Here is a 13,965-nt window from a genome sequence, read left to right as displayed (position 1 = left end):
CCGCTGTCCGGCGGGGGTTTCGGGCCGCCGTCCGGCACGGACTACGAACCGCTGTCCGGCGGGGGTTTCGGGCCGCCGTCCGGCACGGACTACGAGCCGCCGTCCGGTAGGGATTACGGTCAACCAACCGGCACGGACTACGGACCGCAGGCCGACGTCGACCACGGACTGCGGTCCGGCGGTCGGTTCGGGGCGCCCGTGGACGACGTGGCCGGCCGGTCGCCGTACGGCGGTTTCGGTGCGCCGCCCGGTGGTGGCGAGCCGCCGACCGCGGTCGGCTGGACACCGCCGCGGCCACCCGGGCCGCCGCGGCGGCGCAGGGGCGCGCTGATCGCCGTGCTGGCGGTGCTGGGGGCGGCGGTGGCGGCCGCTGTCGTCGTGCTGACGGCGTCATCCGGCGGCAGCGGCTCACCCGGCGGCAACCCCACCACGAGCGCTCCGGACACCTCTGACCCCGCCCGGCCCTCCTTCAGCCTGCCGTCGGAGCTGCCCAGCAGCCTGCCGTCCCGGCTGCCGAGCGAACTCCCCTCGCAGTGGCCATCGGAACTTCCCAGCGGACTGCCGAGCGGCCTCGATTCCCTGCTGCCCTCCTTGCTGGGGTAGTCACAGCCCCTTGGACGGCCGGACGTACACCAGGGTCGTCTCGACGCCCGCTGTCGACCAGGCGGCCCTGCGCGTCGAACGCGCCCGCGCCGTCCGTCTCCGTGGCCCCCTGCTGGATCACTTCACAAGCTGTTCGACACAGCCGTTCGGCTCGATGGTCCTCGGCAGGCCCCGGCAGCCCCCGGCAGCCTCAGCACTCCCCAGCAGTCCCCGGCAGTCGGGCGGCCGGTGTCCGCGGCCGGGACCGGCCAGTAGGGGAGCGCGTCAGGGATGTCTCAGGGTCGCGGTCCGGAACCGCGCGAGGTGCGAGGCCGTTCTCAGATCAGAGAGCGGCAAGGGCCGCGAAGGAGGCGACGCCGATGTCGAAGAACGCGAAGATCGCCGCAGGAGGTGTGGCGGTCGGGCTCATCCTGCTCATATGGCTGCCCTGGTGGGTGACCTTCCTGATCGTGGTGGGCGTGCCGGTGGCGGCGTACCTCACCCTCGACCCCTCGCAGCGCCGCAGGCTGCGCCGGATCAGCCGCAAGGAGATCGGCCGCTGAGCCGCCCCCTCCGGGGCCGCCACCCCGGCCACCGCGCCGGGCCCGCGCGGCCCAGGAGGGCTCACAGAGGGCGCACGGCCATCTTGTCGAGGGCTTCCAGCAGCCCGGGAAGCTCGGGACCCCGTCCGACGGGCAGCACCTCGCCCGGCTCGTCGTCGAGGAGCACGAAGGCCATGTCGTCGGTGCGGGCGACCAGCGACCAGCCGGGCCCGTCGGCGCGCAGCGTCCGGGCGTCGCCCGGGGCGAACGACGAGCGGACCCGGCCCAGCGGCGGAGGCGTGTCCACGTAGGCGCGCGCCTCGGCCAGGGCACGCCGGATGCCGACATGGCCCTTGGGGGCGGCCGAGGAGCCCTCAGGGGCCTTCTCCGGGTCCTCCTCGGCGGCCTGCGGGGTGCGGTCCGCAGGCGTGCGGAAGTGGTCCTCGCTGATCTGTTCCCGCCAGATCGCCCACTGCAGGGCGATCTCGTCCGCGCCCAGCCGCCGTTGCGCCGGTCCCCAGGTGCTCGTGTCCGGCGGGGTCAGCGCGGCCCGGTCCGCGACCTCCGGGCCGGGGTCGTGCGGCGCGGGCACGTTGGGGGCCGCCACGGCGACCGCGAGCGGCCAGCCGGGCAGAGCGGTGACCACCGTGCGCTCGTCCGGCGACAGGTCGTACTCCATGCCGCAGTCCCAGGACGCGATCGCGACGGCCACCAGCGAGACGTCGTCGATCACGACCGTCCAGCGCGCTCCGTCGCCGTCCTGGCCGAGCACCAGGCCGTAGCCGTCGGCGCGCGGTGCCAGTTCCAGTGCCGCGCAGGCCTCCGGATAGTCGTCGCCCAGCACGCTCGGAAACTTCGCCGGCGTCAGCAGCACCGCCGTGAGCACGTACAGCGCTTCGTCCGCGGTGTCGACGGCCTCCTCGTCGGTCCCGGCCATCCCTGCCTCCCCAGTCGTTCCTCCAACGGCGCGCACCATAGTGCGACCGGAAGCCCGTTGTCACGACCGGGTCCACACGCGGAGCTGCAGTTTTCCACCGGGACCGGATGAAAACGACCACAGTGGCACCGGCAGTTCAGGCGACCGGCAGCCCGAGAAGGTCGCGCGCCACCGTCCGCGGCGACTGGGCGCGCTCCCGAGCCAGCTCGACGACGGCCCGGCACGCCAGCTCGCTCACCCCGAACGACAGCGCCTCCGGCGACACCCAGCCCGACGCCTCCTCCAGCCGGTCCTGGTCGTCCTCCGCGCGGGCCGCGACATAGGCGGCCGCGGCCTCGAACAAGTTGTGCGCACGCCGTTCACTCCGCGGCGACACCCCCGCGCTCCCGATCGCGTCGCCACCCCGAGATCTGGCTGCGTACCTGCGGATCCGTGCGAACACGCGCACCACCTTCCCCCTGTCGGCTGTTGTTCTCGAACGAACGCCTTCCTTCACTGAACGTAGAGTCGAAGTCCCGGTAACAGAAGAGGGCGTCGGCTAGCCCGTGCGCACCGCCAGCGCCAGGAACCGGGCGTCCTCGTCCACGTAGGACGTCAGGTGCCAGCCCGAACCGGCGAGCAGGGGGCCGAGATTGCCCTCCGCACGCAGGTCGTCCGGCGTGATCTGCCGCCCCTGGCGCGCTGCCAGAGCGGCCCGGCCGATGGGGTGGAACAGGGCGAGTACGCCGCCGGGGCGGACCACCCGCGCCAGCTCCCGCAGATTCTCGGCGGGGTGGGGCAGGTGGGCGACGAGTCCCGCGGCGAACACGGCGTCGAGCGACTCCGACCGCACCGGCAGCGCGGCGACGTCGGCGAGCAGCAGCCGCCCGGCCCGGTCCCGGCCGGCCCGCACGGCGGCCTCCAGCATCGCCGGCGTCAGGTCCACCCCGAGGACCGTGCCCGAGGGCCCCACGGCCGCGCGCAGCGGCGGCAGCGCCCGCCCGGTACCGCAGCCCGCGTCGAGCACACGGTCTCCCACGCGCAGCCCCGACTCCGCGACGGCGGCCGCGTAGGCGGGACCGTCGTCCGGGAACCGGCTGTCCCAGTCGGCCGCCCGCTCGGTGAAGGACTCCCGGACACGAGTGTGGTCTTCGCTCATGTTCTGCATGATCCCTCACCGGCACGGAGGACGCCCCTGCGCGCACGTTCGAGCGGGAGGCGATCGTTCCGGCGCATCTCTGTGTCATATTGCAGCACCTTTCGAACTGCGCTCCCTCTGCGCCCCCGTGCCCCCTAGCGTCCCTTGGCCATGGGACACCTGGACCACGCCACCTTCGGCTGGCTGACCCCCGTGCTGTCGTACGTCATGGCCTGTACCGGCGCCGCACTGGGGCTGCGCTGCACCGTCCGCGCGCTCGGCAGCACCGGCCGCGCACGCCGCAACTGGCTGCTCACCGCGGCCTCCGCGATCGGCACCGGCATCTGGACCATGCACTTCGTGGCCATGCTCGGCTTCGGGGTCAGCGGCACCGACATCCGCTACGACGTGCCGCTGACCGTCCTCAGCCTGGTCGTCGCCGTCGTCGTGGTCAGCGCCGGCGTCTTCGCCGTCGGCTACAGCCGCGACCGCGGGCGGGCGCTGCTGCTCGGCGGGCTCACCACCGGGCTGGGCGTCGCCAGCATGCACTACCTCGGCATGGCGGCCGTGCGGCTCCACGGTGACGTGCGCTACGACCCGATGCTCGTCGGGCTGTCCGTGCTCATCGCCGTGGTCGCCGCGACCGCGGCCCTGTGGGCGGCGCTCAACATCAGGTCACCCGTCGCCGTCACCCTCGCCTCCCTCGTCATGGGAGCGGCGGTCAGCAGCATGCACTACACCGGGATGTTCGCGGTCAGCGTGCACGTGACGCCCTCCGGCTCGCCCCTGCCCGGGGCCACCGCGATGCAGTTCATCTTCCCCCTCGCGGTGGGCCTCGGCTCCTACCTGTTCCTCACCTCCGCCTTCGTCGCGCTCTCGCCCACGGCCGGGGAGCGCGAGGCGTCCGCGTCCGCCCAGCGGCCCGTCCCGGGCGCCACGCGCTGACCGGGCCCTTGCCCCGCACACGACCCACCTTCCGAGCGAGGACGCCATGCGTACATCCCGTAGGACCCCTGCGGCGGGCGCGGAGACCCCGTCTCCAGGACCACCGCGCGGCCGCCGCGCGCACGCCGGGCAACCCGCCCACGAACCGGTCGACGACCTCGACGGCACCCCGGCGGACCAGCCTCCCGCGCGCCCGGGAGGCTGGCGGCTCCGTCCCCGGACCGTGCGGGCCAAGGTCGTCTGCCTGCTCATGGTGCCGGTCATGTCCCTGCTCGCCCTGTGGGCCTACGCCACGGTCACCACGACGCAGGACGTCGCGCGGCTGCGCCAGTCACAACGCGTCGACGCCGCGCTGCGAACCCCGGTCGCCGACGCCGTGGCCGCCCTCCAGGCCGAACGCACCGCCGCCGTACGGCACGCGACCGACCCCGCCTCCGAACCCGACGCGGACCTCGCGAGTCTCGGGGCCCGCACCGATCAGGCCGTGGCCCGGCTGCGGCTCGGCCGGGGCAGCACCGTCGCCGACAGCGAGGAACTGCCGTCCGATGTCGCCCAGCGTCTGAAAACCTTCGTCACCGGCGCCGAGCAGCTGCGCACGCTGCGTACGGCGCCGCGCGACCGCGGCGCCGACTGGGCCGCGACCTACGGGCGGTACACGCGGACCATCGCCACCGGCTTCGCCGTCGACGGCGCCCTCTCCGGCATCCAGGCCGACGACACGGGCGCCGACGCGCGGGTGCTGCTCGAGTTCTCCCGCGCGGGCGAGGCCCTGGCCCAGGAGGACGCGGTCCTCGCCGGTGCCCGGTCGGCCGGCGCCCTCGGAGGCGAACGGCTGCGGCTGTTCACCGGTGCCGTGGAGACCCGCCGTGTCCTCGTGGACGCGGCGGTCCCCGATCTGCCGACCCCGCAGCGCGCGGCGTGGCGTCGGCTCGCGGACGGCGCCGGCTACACCGCGCTCGTCTCCGCCGAGGACAAGATCCTCGCCAGTCGCCCCGGAGCCGGAGCGCTCGACGCGGTACGGGCGACGGCCTGGAACACCGCGCACGCGCGCGTGCGGGACGGCATGCGCGCCGTCCAGGCCGACACGGGCCGCGCGGTCGCGGGTCGCGCCGATCCGTTCGCCCGCGGTCTGCTCACCCCGGCCGGGGCCGCCGTCCTGTTGGGGCTGCTCGCCGTGGGCGCCTCCCTCGTCATCTCCGTCCGCATCGGACGCGGCCTCGTCGTCGAGCTGGTGAGCCTGCGCAACAGCGCCCTCGAGATCGCCCGGCGCAAGCTGCCTGAGGCGATGCGCAGACTGCGGGCCGGCGAGGAGATCGACGTCCGCGCCGAGGCGCCCCCGGGGCCGCCCGCCGAGGACGAGACCGGCCAGGTCGCCGAGGCCCTCGGCACCGTGCACCGCGCCGCCCTGCGCGCGGCTGTGGAACGCGCCGAACTCGCCAGCGGCATCTCGGGCGTCTTCGTCAACCTCGCCCGCCGCAGCCAGATCCTGGTGCACCGCCAGCTCAGTCTGCTGGACAGCATGGAGCGCCGTTCCGACGACCCCAACGAACTCAGTGACCTCTTCCGGCTCGACCACCTCACCACCCGGATGCGGCGTCACGCCGAAAGCCTGATCATCCTCTCCGGGGCCGCCCCGGGCCGGGCCTGGCGGATGCCCGTCTCCCTGACCGACGTGGTGCGCGCCGCCGTCTCGGAAGTCGAGGACTACGCGCGCGTGGAGGTACGCCAGGTCCCCGAGGCCGCGGTCGTCGGCGCGGCCGTGGCCGACCTCACGCATCTGCTGGCCGAGGTCGTCGAGAACGCCGCCCAGTTCTCGCCACCGCACACCCGCGTGCGCGTCACCGGTGAACCCGTCGGCAACGGCTACGCCCTGGAGGTCGAGGACCGCGGCCTCGGCATGGGCCAGGAGACGCTCGCCGAGGCCAACCGGCGCATCGAGCAGTCCGAGGCCCTCGACCTCTTCGACAGCGACCGGCTCGGCCTCTTCGTGGTCAGCAGGCTCGCGGCCCGGCACGGGATCAAGGTGCACCTGCGCACCTCCCCGTACGGCGGCACCACCGCCGTGGTCCTGCTGCCGAAGGCCCTGCTGCACAGCGGCCCGGCGGAGAACCCCGGCCGTCCGGCGGCCGGCACCGAGCAGCCCGGGGCGCGCGCGTACGCGCGCGTGCCCGCCGCCCTCCCGGAGGCCGCCGCCCACGCCCCCGCGGACCGGCCCGCCCGCGCCGTCACCACCCACACATCCCCGCACCCCGCCCCCGAACCCGCGCGCCCCACGCCCGAACCCCCGCTCCCCGCTCCCCGACCCCCGCGCTCCACGCCCGAACCGACGCCCCCCGGAGTCACCGCGTTGCGGCCGCACCGCCCACCCCACGCCTCCACATCCCCCGACCGTCCGTCCGTCTTCTCCGGTCACTCCGGCTCCTCCGGCCACTCCGGCTCCTCCGGCTCCTCTCCCTTCTCCGACGACGACCTCCCACGCCGGGTACGACAGGCGAACCTCGCCCCCCAACTGCGCGATCCCCGCGCCCAGGAACCCGCGCCCGCCCGCAGCGGCCACGAGCGCACCCCCGAACTGGTCCGCGACCGAATGGCGGCCTACCGCGACGGCTGGGCGCGTGGCGGCGGCAGACGGCCCGGCCGCGGAGCCACCCCGGAACCCGAAGCGGGCACCGACAGCACCGAAGGAGACCGCGCATGATCCAGGATCCGAGAACGACGCCGGACCGCCGTTCCGGCGAACTTGACTGGCTGCTGGACGACCTGGTGCTACGCGTCACCGAGGTACGGCACGCCGTGGTGCTGTCCAACGACGGTCTCGCCGTCGGCGCCTCGACCGGCCTCAGGCGGGAGGACGCCGACCACCTCGCCGCCGTGGCCTCCGGCTTCAACAGCCTCGCCAAGGGCGCCGGACGGCACTTCGGGGCGGGCGGGGTACGCCAGACCATGGTCGAGATGGACGACGCCTTCCTCTTCGTGGCCGCCGCGGGCGACGGCTCCTGCCTCGCCGTGCTGACCGCCGTCACCGCCGACATCGGTCTGGTCGCCTACGAGATGGCACGCCTGGTCAAGCGGGTGGGCGAGCACCTGCGCACGGCGCCGCGCGTCGCCGCCAGGCCGCCCGCCGCCGGATGAGCAGGCAGAGCCGGAAGAGCACCGCGGATGAACGAGTTCACGACCGGCGCCCCGAGCGAGCCGGGCAGCCAGTGGTACGACAACGAGGCCGGGCCCCTGGTCCGCCCCTACGCCATGACCGGCGGCCGCACCAGACCCGGCCCCACCGGTGTGCGCTTCGACCTGATCGCCCTGGTCACACTGGAGACGGGGGGCTCCGGCGCGGACGGTGAGCCGGCGCTCGGCCCCGAACACCGGGCGCTGGTCGACCTGTGCCGGACGGAGACCCAGTCCGTCGCCGAGCTCGCCGCCGGTGCCGACCTGCCCGTGGGCGTGGTCCGGGTGCTGCTCGGGGACCTGCTGGAACTGGGCTGCGTCACCGTGAGCCGCCCGGTGCCACCGGCCCAGCTCCCCGACGAACGGATTCTGCGGGAAGTCATCGCGGGATTGCGGGCACTGTAGATGAGCATCCGGAACCAACCGGGCGCGAGCCGGTCAGAAGAGACGTGTTCCGGTCGGAGCACCCGCAGGATCGCCGCAGTTGTCATGATGCTGGCTTCGCGTCCCGAGCCCAGCGACCCGTCCGGGCGGCTTTCGCCCTCCGAGAGAAGTGATCATGGTCTCCGAGCACTCCGAAACCACCGCCGACGACACGTCCGCCATGGCGCTCAAGATATTGGTCGCCGGCGGCTTCGGCGTCGGCAAGACGACCCTCGTGGGTGCCGTCAGCGAGATCCGGCCGCTGCGCACCGAGGAAATGCTCAGCGAGGCCGGGCAGTCGGTGGACGACACGGACGGCGTGGACCAGAAGGTCACCACAACCGTCGCCATGGACTTCGGACGCATCACCATCCGATCCGGACTCTCCCTGTACCTCTTCGGAACCCCGGGCCAGGACCGCTTCTGGTTCCTGTGGGACGAATTGTCACAGGGCGCCCTCGGAGCCGTCGTCCTCGCCGACACCCGTCGCCTGGAGGACTGCTTCCCGGCGGTCGACTACTTCGAGCACCGGCACATCCCGTTCGTCGTCGCCGTCAACTGCTTCACCGGCGCCCGCACGTACGGCGCCTCCGACGTCTGCCGTGCCCTCGACCTGGACCACGGCACGCCCGTGGTCCTGTGCGACGCCCGCGACCGGGACTCCGGCAAGGAGGTGCTGATCCGGCTCGTCGAGTACGCCGGGCGGATGCACACCGCCCGGCTTCTCGACTCGGTCGGCTGAGTCTCAACCGGTAAGGTCCCGGAGCGCCACCACCTTCTCCACGGTCACCCGGACCAGCAGCTCGCCCGGAACCCCGTTGCGGGCGCCGAACTCCTGCGCGCGGTCCTCTCCCATGTACCGGGCCGCGATCCGGGTGGCCGAATCACGCAACTCGCCCAGATCCTCGGACAGCCGGGCGCGGCCGTTGAGCACCACGAAGTGGAAAGGGGGCCGGTCGTCGTCCACGCACAGGGCGACACGCCCGTCACGGGCGAGATTGCGCCCTTTCACGGTGTCCTTGCCCGTGTTGAAGACCAGCTCGTCCCCGTCCAGCAGGAACCAGATCGGGGCCACGTGCGGGCTGCCGTCGGCGTTGACGGTGGACAGCTTGCCGGTGCGGGTGCCGTGCGAGACGAACGCCCGCCATTCCTCGTCGGTCATCTTCTCTGCCATGCCCTCATCCTCCTTGCCCGGACGCCGGTGGTGGGGAAGGCTGGCGGGGAGATCCTCCAGCCAGGGGGAGACGGCACACGGGGAGACGCTACGACATGGCGCAGAACCAGAAGCTCGGCTGGCTGCTCGACGACCTGACCGAGCGCGTGGAACACGTCCGGCACGCGCTGGTCCTGTCGAACGACGGGCTGGTCACGGGCGCGAGCACGGGCCTTCGCCGGGAGGACGCGGAGCATCTGGCCGCCGTCGCCTCCGGACTGCACAGCCTCGCCAAGGGCTCCGGACGCCACTTCGGCGCCGGTCAGGTCCGGCAGACGATGATCGAGTACGACGAGGCGGTGCTGTTCGTCACCGCCGCCGGAACCGGCAGCTGTCTGTGCGTCCTCAGCGGCGCAGAGGCCGACATCGGCCAGATCGCCTACGAGATGACCCTGCTCGTCAACCGCGTCGGCGAGCACCTCGGCGTGGACGCCCGGCAGCCGGAGCGCTCCTCCGCGATAGACCTCTGAGCTGGTATTTCGTTCCGCTCCTGGAGTTATCCACAGGGCCGCCACGGATGGTGCGGGAGCGGCTACGGTCTTTTCCACGGCGAGCGCACCCGGCGCGAGCCACCCGCTCCACGGGGGAGAACGACCATGACCGGCACCATCCTCGCCCAGGCCCGCCCGCTCACCTTCGCAGCCGGCCGAGCAGCTCGGGAACTGGGCCTCAGGCGCGGCGAGTTCGACCTCGCGGTACACCTCGGACGGATCCGTACAGTGCCCGACGAGGGCGGCGGCGGGGCCCGCCGGGTGCCACGGACCGAGATCGACCGGCTCCGCCCCCGTACCGGGACCCTCCGCGAGAGCGTGAAGGTCGTGGGCACGGCCGAGGGCGCGGCCCTGATGGAGATCCCGGCGGCCAGGTTCACCCGCTTCGCCAAACTCGGTCTGATCACTCCCGTCAGGTGGTACCCGAACCGCTACCGGGCCGTGGTCTGGCTCTATCTGGCCGAAGAGCTACGGCAGTTCGTCTCCGACCATGGGAACTCCCGGCTGCTCACCGGCCGGGCGCCGGAGGAACTGCGTGACCGGCTGCGGGCGGGCGCCGACCAGCGGGCGCGCAACTGGCGCGGACGCCACCGGGGTTTCCTGTTGAGGCAGGCGGACGGGCCGTGGGAGCGGGCCGGTGTGGTGGCGGCCTTCCTGGACCCCGGTGAGATCGACGAGGTGGTCACGGACCCCCACGAGCGCGCGCACGTGCAGAAGCTCCGGCCGGCCCCGCCCGCCCACGGCGCGCCGGGCTCGCCCGCCGCGCGGCTCGCCGAGGAACTCATGACGGCGGACGCCCCGGACGAGATCGGCTGGCTCCGCAACGAACTCACCCAGGAGGTGGCCGCGGCCCGCACCACAAGCCCCGCGCCCGGCCCCGTCCCGCACACCTCCCACCCCGTCCGGCACACCCTTTCCCCCGTCCCGCACACCCCGGGCACCGCACCGCGACCGCCCCGACACCCGGCATGGCCGAGGCGCTCGCACGGCCTGCGCGGCTGGCTCTACAAAGCCCTGAAGAGCCCTTCCTGGACGACCGACACCAGCAGTCGTCCCTCGAGGTCGTAGACCCGCCCGCGGGCCAGGCCGAGACCGCCCGTGGCGATGGGGGACTCCTGCTCGTAGAGGAACCACTCGTCCGCGCGGAACGGCCGGTGGAACCACATCGCGTGGTCCAGCGAGGCCATGTCGTAGTTGCGCGGTCCCCACAGGGGCTCGACGGGGACCCGCACCGCGTCCAGGAGGGTCATGTCGCTGGCGTAGGTCAGCGCGCACGTGTGCACCAGCGGATCGTCGCCCAGCGGACCCACCGCGCGCATCCACACCGCACTGCGCGGCTCGGCGCCCTGCACCTCCTCGGGGTGCCAGCGCAGCCGGTCGACATACCGGATGTCGAAGGGCTGGCGGCGCGCCATCCGCTCCAACTGCTCCGGCAGCTCGCCCAGATGCTTGCGGATCTCCTCGGCGAGCGTCGGCAGCGACTCCGGGTGCGGCACCTCACGGGCCGGTGGCAACTGATGCTCGAAGGCTCCCCTCTCAGGCTTGTGGAAGGAGGCGGTCAGAGTGAAGATCGTGCGGCCCTGCTGCACGGCCGTGACCCGGCGCGTCGTGAACGAGCGCCCGTCCCGGACCCGCTCCACCTGGTACACGATCGGCACGCCCGGCCTGCCCGGACGCAGGAAGTACGCGTGCAGCGAGTGCACCGGGCGGTCGCCCTCCGTGGTGCGGCCGGCGGCGACCAGCGCCTGGCCCGCCACCTGCCCCCCGAAGACCCGCTGGAGGGACTCCTGGGGACTGCGGCCACGGAAGATGTTGACCTCGATCTGCTCCAGGTCGAGCAGGTCGACCAGTCTCTCGGCCGGGTTCGTCATGGGTGCGCTTCTCCTGGGCTGGAACCGGTACTCAGAGCTGTCCGACGTCGGTGACGCGGACGACCGCGCGGCCCTCGGCGTCGGAGGCCGTCAGGTCGACCTCCGCGCTGATGCCCCAGTCGTGGTCGTCGTTCGGGTCGTCGAAGATCTGGCGGACGCGCCACAGCGCGTTCTGCGGCTCCTCCTGGATCACCAGCAGCTTGGGACCGCGGGCGTCGGGGCCGGTGCCGAGGTCCTCGTACTCGTCCCAGTACTTGTCCATCGCCTCGCCCCAGGCGTCGGCGTCCCAGCCGGACTCCGCGTCCATCTCGCCCAGTTCGTCGACGTGGTCGAGTGCGGCCAGTTCCACCCGGCGGAACATCGCGTTGCGGACCAGGACCCGGAACGCGCGTGCGTTGGCCGTGACCGGCTTGACCTCGTCGGCCTTCTCCTGGGCCTCCTCGGCGGTCATCTCCTCCGGGTTGGCGAGCTGCTCCCACTCGTCCAGCAGGCTGGAGTCGACCTGGCGGACCATCTCGCCCAGCCACTCGATCAGGTCCTGGAGGTCCTCGGACTTCAGGTCGTCCGGGATGTTGTGGTCGAGGGCCTTGTAGGCGCTCGCGAGGTAGCGCAGCACGATGCCCTCGGTGCGGGCCAGCTCGTAGAAGGACACCACCTCCGTGAAGGACATCGCCCGTTCGTACATGTCACGGATGACCGACTTCGGCGACAACGGATGGTCGCCGACCCAGGGGTGGCTCTTGCGGTAGGTGTTGTACGCGTGGAAGAGCAGCTCCTCCAGGGGCTTCGGGTAGCTGACGTCCTGGAGGCGCTCCATGCGCTCCTCGTACTCGACGCCGTCCGCCTTCATGGCGGCCACCGCCTCGCCCTTCGCCTTGTTCAGCTGCGCGACCAGGATCTGCCGCGGGTCGTCCAGCGTGGACTCGACGACGGAGACCATGTCGAGGGCGTAGGAGGGCGACTCGGGATCGAGGAGTTCGAAGGCGGCGAGCGCGAACGTGGACAGCGGCTGGTTGAGCGCGAAGTCCTGCTGGAGGTCGACCGTGAGGCGGACGATGCGGCCGGTGGCGTCCGGCGTCTCGAGCTTCTCGACGATCCCGCCGTCCACCAGCGAACGGTAGATCGCGATCGCCCGGCGGATGTGCCGCAGCTGCTGCTTGCGCGGCTCGTGGTTGTCCTCCAGCAGATGGCGCATCGCCTCGAAGGCGTTGCCCGGCCGGGCGATCACCGACAGCAGCATCGTGTGCGTCACCCGGAAACGGGACGTCAACGGCTCCGGCTCGGAAGCGATCAGCTTCTCGAACGTGTTCTCCGTCCAGCCGACGAAGCCCTCCGGCGCCTTCTTGCGCACCACCTTGCGCCGCTTCTTCGGATCGTCACCTGCCTTCGCCAGCGCCTTCTCGTTCTCGATGACGTGCTCGGGCGCCTGCGCGACCACGAGACCGGCCGTGTCGAACCCCGCCCGCCCCGCCCGGCCGGCGATCTGGTGGAACTCACGCGCGCGCAGTGTGCGCACCCGGTTGCCGTCGTACTTGGTGAGGGCGGTGAACAGGACCGTGCGGATCGGCACGTTGACGCCCACGCCCAGCGTGTCGGTGCCGCAGATGACCTTCAGCAGACCGGCCTGCGCGAGCTTCTCCACCAGACGCCGGTACTTGGGGAGCATGCCGGCGTGGTGCACACCGATGCCGTGCCGGACGTAACGGGAGAGGTTGCGGCCGAACTTGGTGGTGAAGCGGAAGTTGCCGATCAGCTCGGCGATCTGCTCCTTCTCCTCCTTCGAGCACATGTTGATGCTCATCAGCGCCTGCGCCCGCTCCACCGCCTGCGCCTGCGTGAAGTGCACGATGTACACCGGTGCCTGCTTGCTCTCCAGGAGCTCGGTGAGCGTTTCCGTCAGCGGGGTGAGCTGGTACTCGTAGGAGAGCGGCACCGGGCGGGTCGCCGAGCGGACCACCGCGGTGGGGCGGCCGGTGCGGCGGGTGAGGTCCTTCTCGAAGAACGAGACGTCGCCGAGGGTGGCGGACATGAGGATGAACTGTGCCTGGGGCAGTTCGAGGAGCGGGATCTGCCAGGCCCAGCCGCGGTCGCCCTCGGCGTAGAAGTGGAACTCGTCCATGACGACCTGGCCGACGTCCGCCTGCCTCCCGTCGCGCAGGGCGATGGAGGCCAGCACCTCGGCGGTGCAGCAGATGACGGGGGCGTCGGAGTTCACGGAGGCGTCGCCGGTGAGCATGCCGACGTTCTCGGTGCCGAAGATCTTGCACAGCTCGAAGAACTTCTCCGACACCAGTGCCTTGATCGGGGCCGTGTAGAAGGTGACCTCGTCCCGGGCCAGCGCGGCGAAGTGCGCGCCCGCGGCGATCATGCTCTTGCCGGAGCCGGTCGGCGTCGACACGATCACGTTCGCCCCGGAGACCGCCTCGATCAGCGCCTCCTCCTGGTGGGGGTAGAGCGTGAGCCCACGCTCCTCGGCCCACGCCTCGAAGGCTTCGTACAGGGCGTCGGGGTCGGCGGTCGGCGGCAGTCGATCGATGAGGGTCACGCACCCATCTTGCCTGGCCCGGCCGCCGAGGGGGGAATCGGCTTCGAGCACGAAGATCATGACCGCTACGCTGTGTCGCCGACGGAGCGTCATCGCACCCGGTCAACTGGACAGCGGTACACGAGGAATGG

General features: G+C 72.4%; 15 protein-coding genes. 9 read left to right on the top strand and 6 right to left on the bottom strand.

Going from position 1 to position 13,965, the window contains the following annotated elements:
• Positions 1–603, top strand: a 603-nt coding sequence (locus AB0958_RS01045) for a hypothetical protein (protein WP_366888152.1), incomplete at its 5' end; no start/stop codon positions are given.
• A 359-nt stretch (positions 604–962) separates the two neighbouring features.
• Entirely contained in the window at positions 963–1,145 is a 183-nt protein-coding gene (locus tag AB0958_RS01040; RefSeq protein ID WP_366888151.1) for a hypothetical protein, read from the top strand.
• Between the two features lie 61 nt (positions 1,146–1,206).
• Here AB0958_RS01040 and AB0958_RS01035 read toward each other — a convergent pair whose 3' ends face one another.
• From AB0958_RS01035 to AB0958_RS01025, 3 genes are all read right to left on the bottom strand, one after another.
• Complete coding sequence (locus AB0958_RS01035; protein WP_366888150.1) at positions 1,207–2,061, bottom strand: hypothetical protein; 855 nt, start codon at positions 2,059–2,061, stop codon at positions 1,207–1,209.
• 136 nt (positions 2,062–2,197) lie between these two features.
• A complete protein-coding gene (locus AB0958_RS01030; RefSeq protein WP_366888176.1) occupies positions 2,198–2,452 on the bottom strand; it encodes a hypothetical protein in 255 nt (84 codons plus the stop codon).
• 147 nt (positions 2,453–2,599) lie between these two features.
• A complete protein-coding gene (locus AB0958_RS01025; RefSeq protein WP_366888149.1) occupies positions 2,600–3,199 on the bottom strand; it encodes a class I SAM-dependent methyltransferase in 600 nt (199 codons plus the stop codon).
• A 150-nt stretch (positions 3,200–3,349) separates the two neighbouring features.
• On the opposite strand from AB0958_RS01025, the gene AB0958_RS01020 reads away from it, so the two are divergent.
• From AB0958_RS01020 to AB0958_RS01000, 5 genes are all read left to right on the top strand, one after another.
• Entirely contained in the window at positions 3,350–4,123 is a 774-nt protein-coding gene (locus tag AB0958_RS01020) for an MHYT domain-containing protein (RefSeq protein ID WP_366888148.1), read from the top strand.
• A 46-nt stretch (positions 4,124–4,169) separates the two neighbouring features.
• On the top strand, positions 4,170–6,821 hold the full coding sequence (locus AB0958_RS01015) for a sensor histidine kinase (protein ID WP_366888147.1): 2,652 nt from the start codon (positions 4,170–4,172) through the stop codon (positions 6,819–6,821).
• Positions 6,818–7,255 carry a roadblock/LC7 domain-containing protein gene (locus AB0958_RS01010; protein ID WP_132887373.1) on the top strand — a complete coding sequence of 146 codons (438 nt, stop codon included), beginning with the start codon at positions 6,818–6,820 and terminating at the stop codon, positions 7,253–7,255. The genes AB0958_RS01015 and AB0958_RS01010 overlap by 4 nt, the downstream gene beginning before the upstream one ends.
• A 27-nt stretch (positions 7,256–7,282) precedes the next feature.
• Entirely contained in the window at positions 7,283–7,696 is a 414-nt protein-coding gene (locus AB0958_RS01005; RefSeq protein ID WP_366888146.1) for a DUF742 domain-containing protein, read from the top strand.
• 154 nt (positions 7,697–7,850) lie between these two features.
• Positions 7,851–8,456 carry an ATP/GTP-binding protein gene (locus AB0958_RS01000; protein WP_366888145.1) on the top strand — a complete coding sequence of 202 codons (606 nt, stop codon included), beginning with the start codon at positions 7,851–7,853 and terminating at the stop codon, positions 8,454–8,456.
• Positions 8,457–8,459: 3 nt separating this feature from the next.
• On the opposite strand, the gene AB0958_RS00995 is transcribed toward AB0958_RS01000, so the two are convergent.
• Positions 8,460–8,888: a PPOX class F420-dependent oxidoreductase gene (locus AB0958_RS00995; RefSeq protein ID WP_366888144.1), complete on the bottom strand. Its 429-nt coding sequence runs from the start codon at positions 8,886–8,888 to the stop codon at positions 8,460–8,462.
• A gap of 95 nt (positions 8,889–8,983) precedes the next feature.
• On the opposite strand from AB0958_RS00995, the gene AB0958_RS00990 reads away from it, so the two are divergent.
• Together AB0958_RS00990 and AB0958_RS00985 are read left to right on the top strand one after the other, a co-directional pair.
• Positions 8,984–9,397, top strand: a complete 414-nt coding sequence (locus tag AB0958_RS00990; protein WP_132887377.1) for a roadblock/LC7 domain-containing protein — start codon at positions 8,984–8,986, stop codon at positions 9,395–9,397.
• 126 nt (positions 9,398–9,523) lie between these two features.
• Complete coding sequence (locus AB0958_RS00985; protein WP_366888143.1) at positions 9,524–10,486, top strand: DUF6397 family protein; 963 nt, start codon at positions 9,524–9,526, stop codon at positions 10,484–10,486.
• On the opposite strand, the gene AB0958_RS00980 is transcribed toward AB0958_RS00985, so the two are convergent.
• Complete coding sequence (locus AB0958_RS00980) at positions 10,423–11,289, bottom strand: acyl-CoA thioesterase II (protein ID WP_361341462.1); 867 nt, start codon at positions 11,287–11,289, stop codon at positions 10,423–10,425. The genes AB0958_RS00985 and AB0958_RS00980 overlap by 64 nt on opposite strands.
• A 31-nt stretch (positions 11,290–11,320) precedes the next feature.
• Positions 11,321–13,834 carry a DUF3516 domain-containing protein gene (locus tag AB0958_RS00975; protein WP_366888142.1) on the bottom strand — a complete coding sequence of 838 codons (2,514 nt, stop codon included), beginning with the start codon at positions 13,832–13,834 and terminating at the stop codon, positions 11,321–11,323.
• Positions 13,835–13,965: the final 131 nt, after the last annotated feature.

It is taken from the genome of Streptomyces sp. NPDC006655, assembly GCF_040703965.1.
In the GTDB taxonomy this organism is placed as follows: Bacteria; Actinomycetota; Actinomycetes; order Streptomycetales; family Streptomycetaceae; genus Streptomyces.
This window is presented reverse-complemented; position numbering and strand designations above follow the sequence as displayed.

Coding starts and splice junctions, on each gene's coding strand:
- AB0958_RS01040 (WP_366888151.1), top strand. CDS start 963: ATGTCGAAGAACGCGAAGATCGCCGCAGGAGGTGTGGCGGTCGGGCTC.
- AB0958_RS01035 (WP_366888150.1), bottom strand. CDS start 2,061: ATGGCCGGGACCGACGAGGAGGCCGTCGACACCGCGGACGAAGCGCTG.
- AB0958_RS01025 (WP_366888149.1), bottom strand. CDS start 3,199: ATGAGCGAAGACCACACTCGTGTCCGGGAGTCCTTCACCGAGCGGGCG.
- AB0958_RS01020 (WP_366888148.1), top strand. CDS start 3,350: ATGGGACACCTGGACCACGCCACCTTCGGCTGGCTGACCCCCGTGCTG.
- AB0958_RS01015 (WP_366888147.1), top strand. CDS start 4,170: ATGCGTACATCCCGTAGGACCCCTGCGGCGGGCGCGGAGACCCCGTCT.
- AB0958_RS01010 (WP_132887373.1), top strand. CDS start 6,818: ATGATCCAGGATCCGAGAACGACGCCGGACCGCCGTTCCGGCGAACTT.
- AB0958_RS01005 (WP_366888146.1), top strand. CDS start 7,283: ATGAACGAGTTCACGACCGGCGCCCCGAGCGAGCCGGGCAGCCAGTGG.
- AB0958_RS01000 (WP_366888145.1), top strand. CDS start 7,851: ATGGTCTCCGAGCACTCCGAAACCACCGCCGACGACACGTCCGCCATG.
- AB0958_RS00995 (WP_366888144.1), bottom strand. CDS start 8,888: ATGGCAGAGAAGATGACCGACGAGGAATGGCGGGCGTTCGTCTCGCAC.
- AB0958_RS00990 (WP_132887377.1), top strand. CDS start 8,984: ATGGCGCAGAACCAGAAGCTCGGCTGGCTGCTCGACGACCTGACCGAG.
- AB0958_RS00985 (WP_366888143.1), top strand. CDS start 9,524: ATGACCGGCACCATCCTCGCCCAGGCCCGCCCGCTCACCTTCGCAGCC.
- AB0958_RS00980 (WP_361341462.1), bottom strand. CDS start 11,289: ATGACGAACCCGGCCGAGAGACTGGTCGACCTGCTCGACCTGGAGCAG.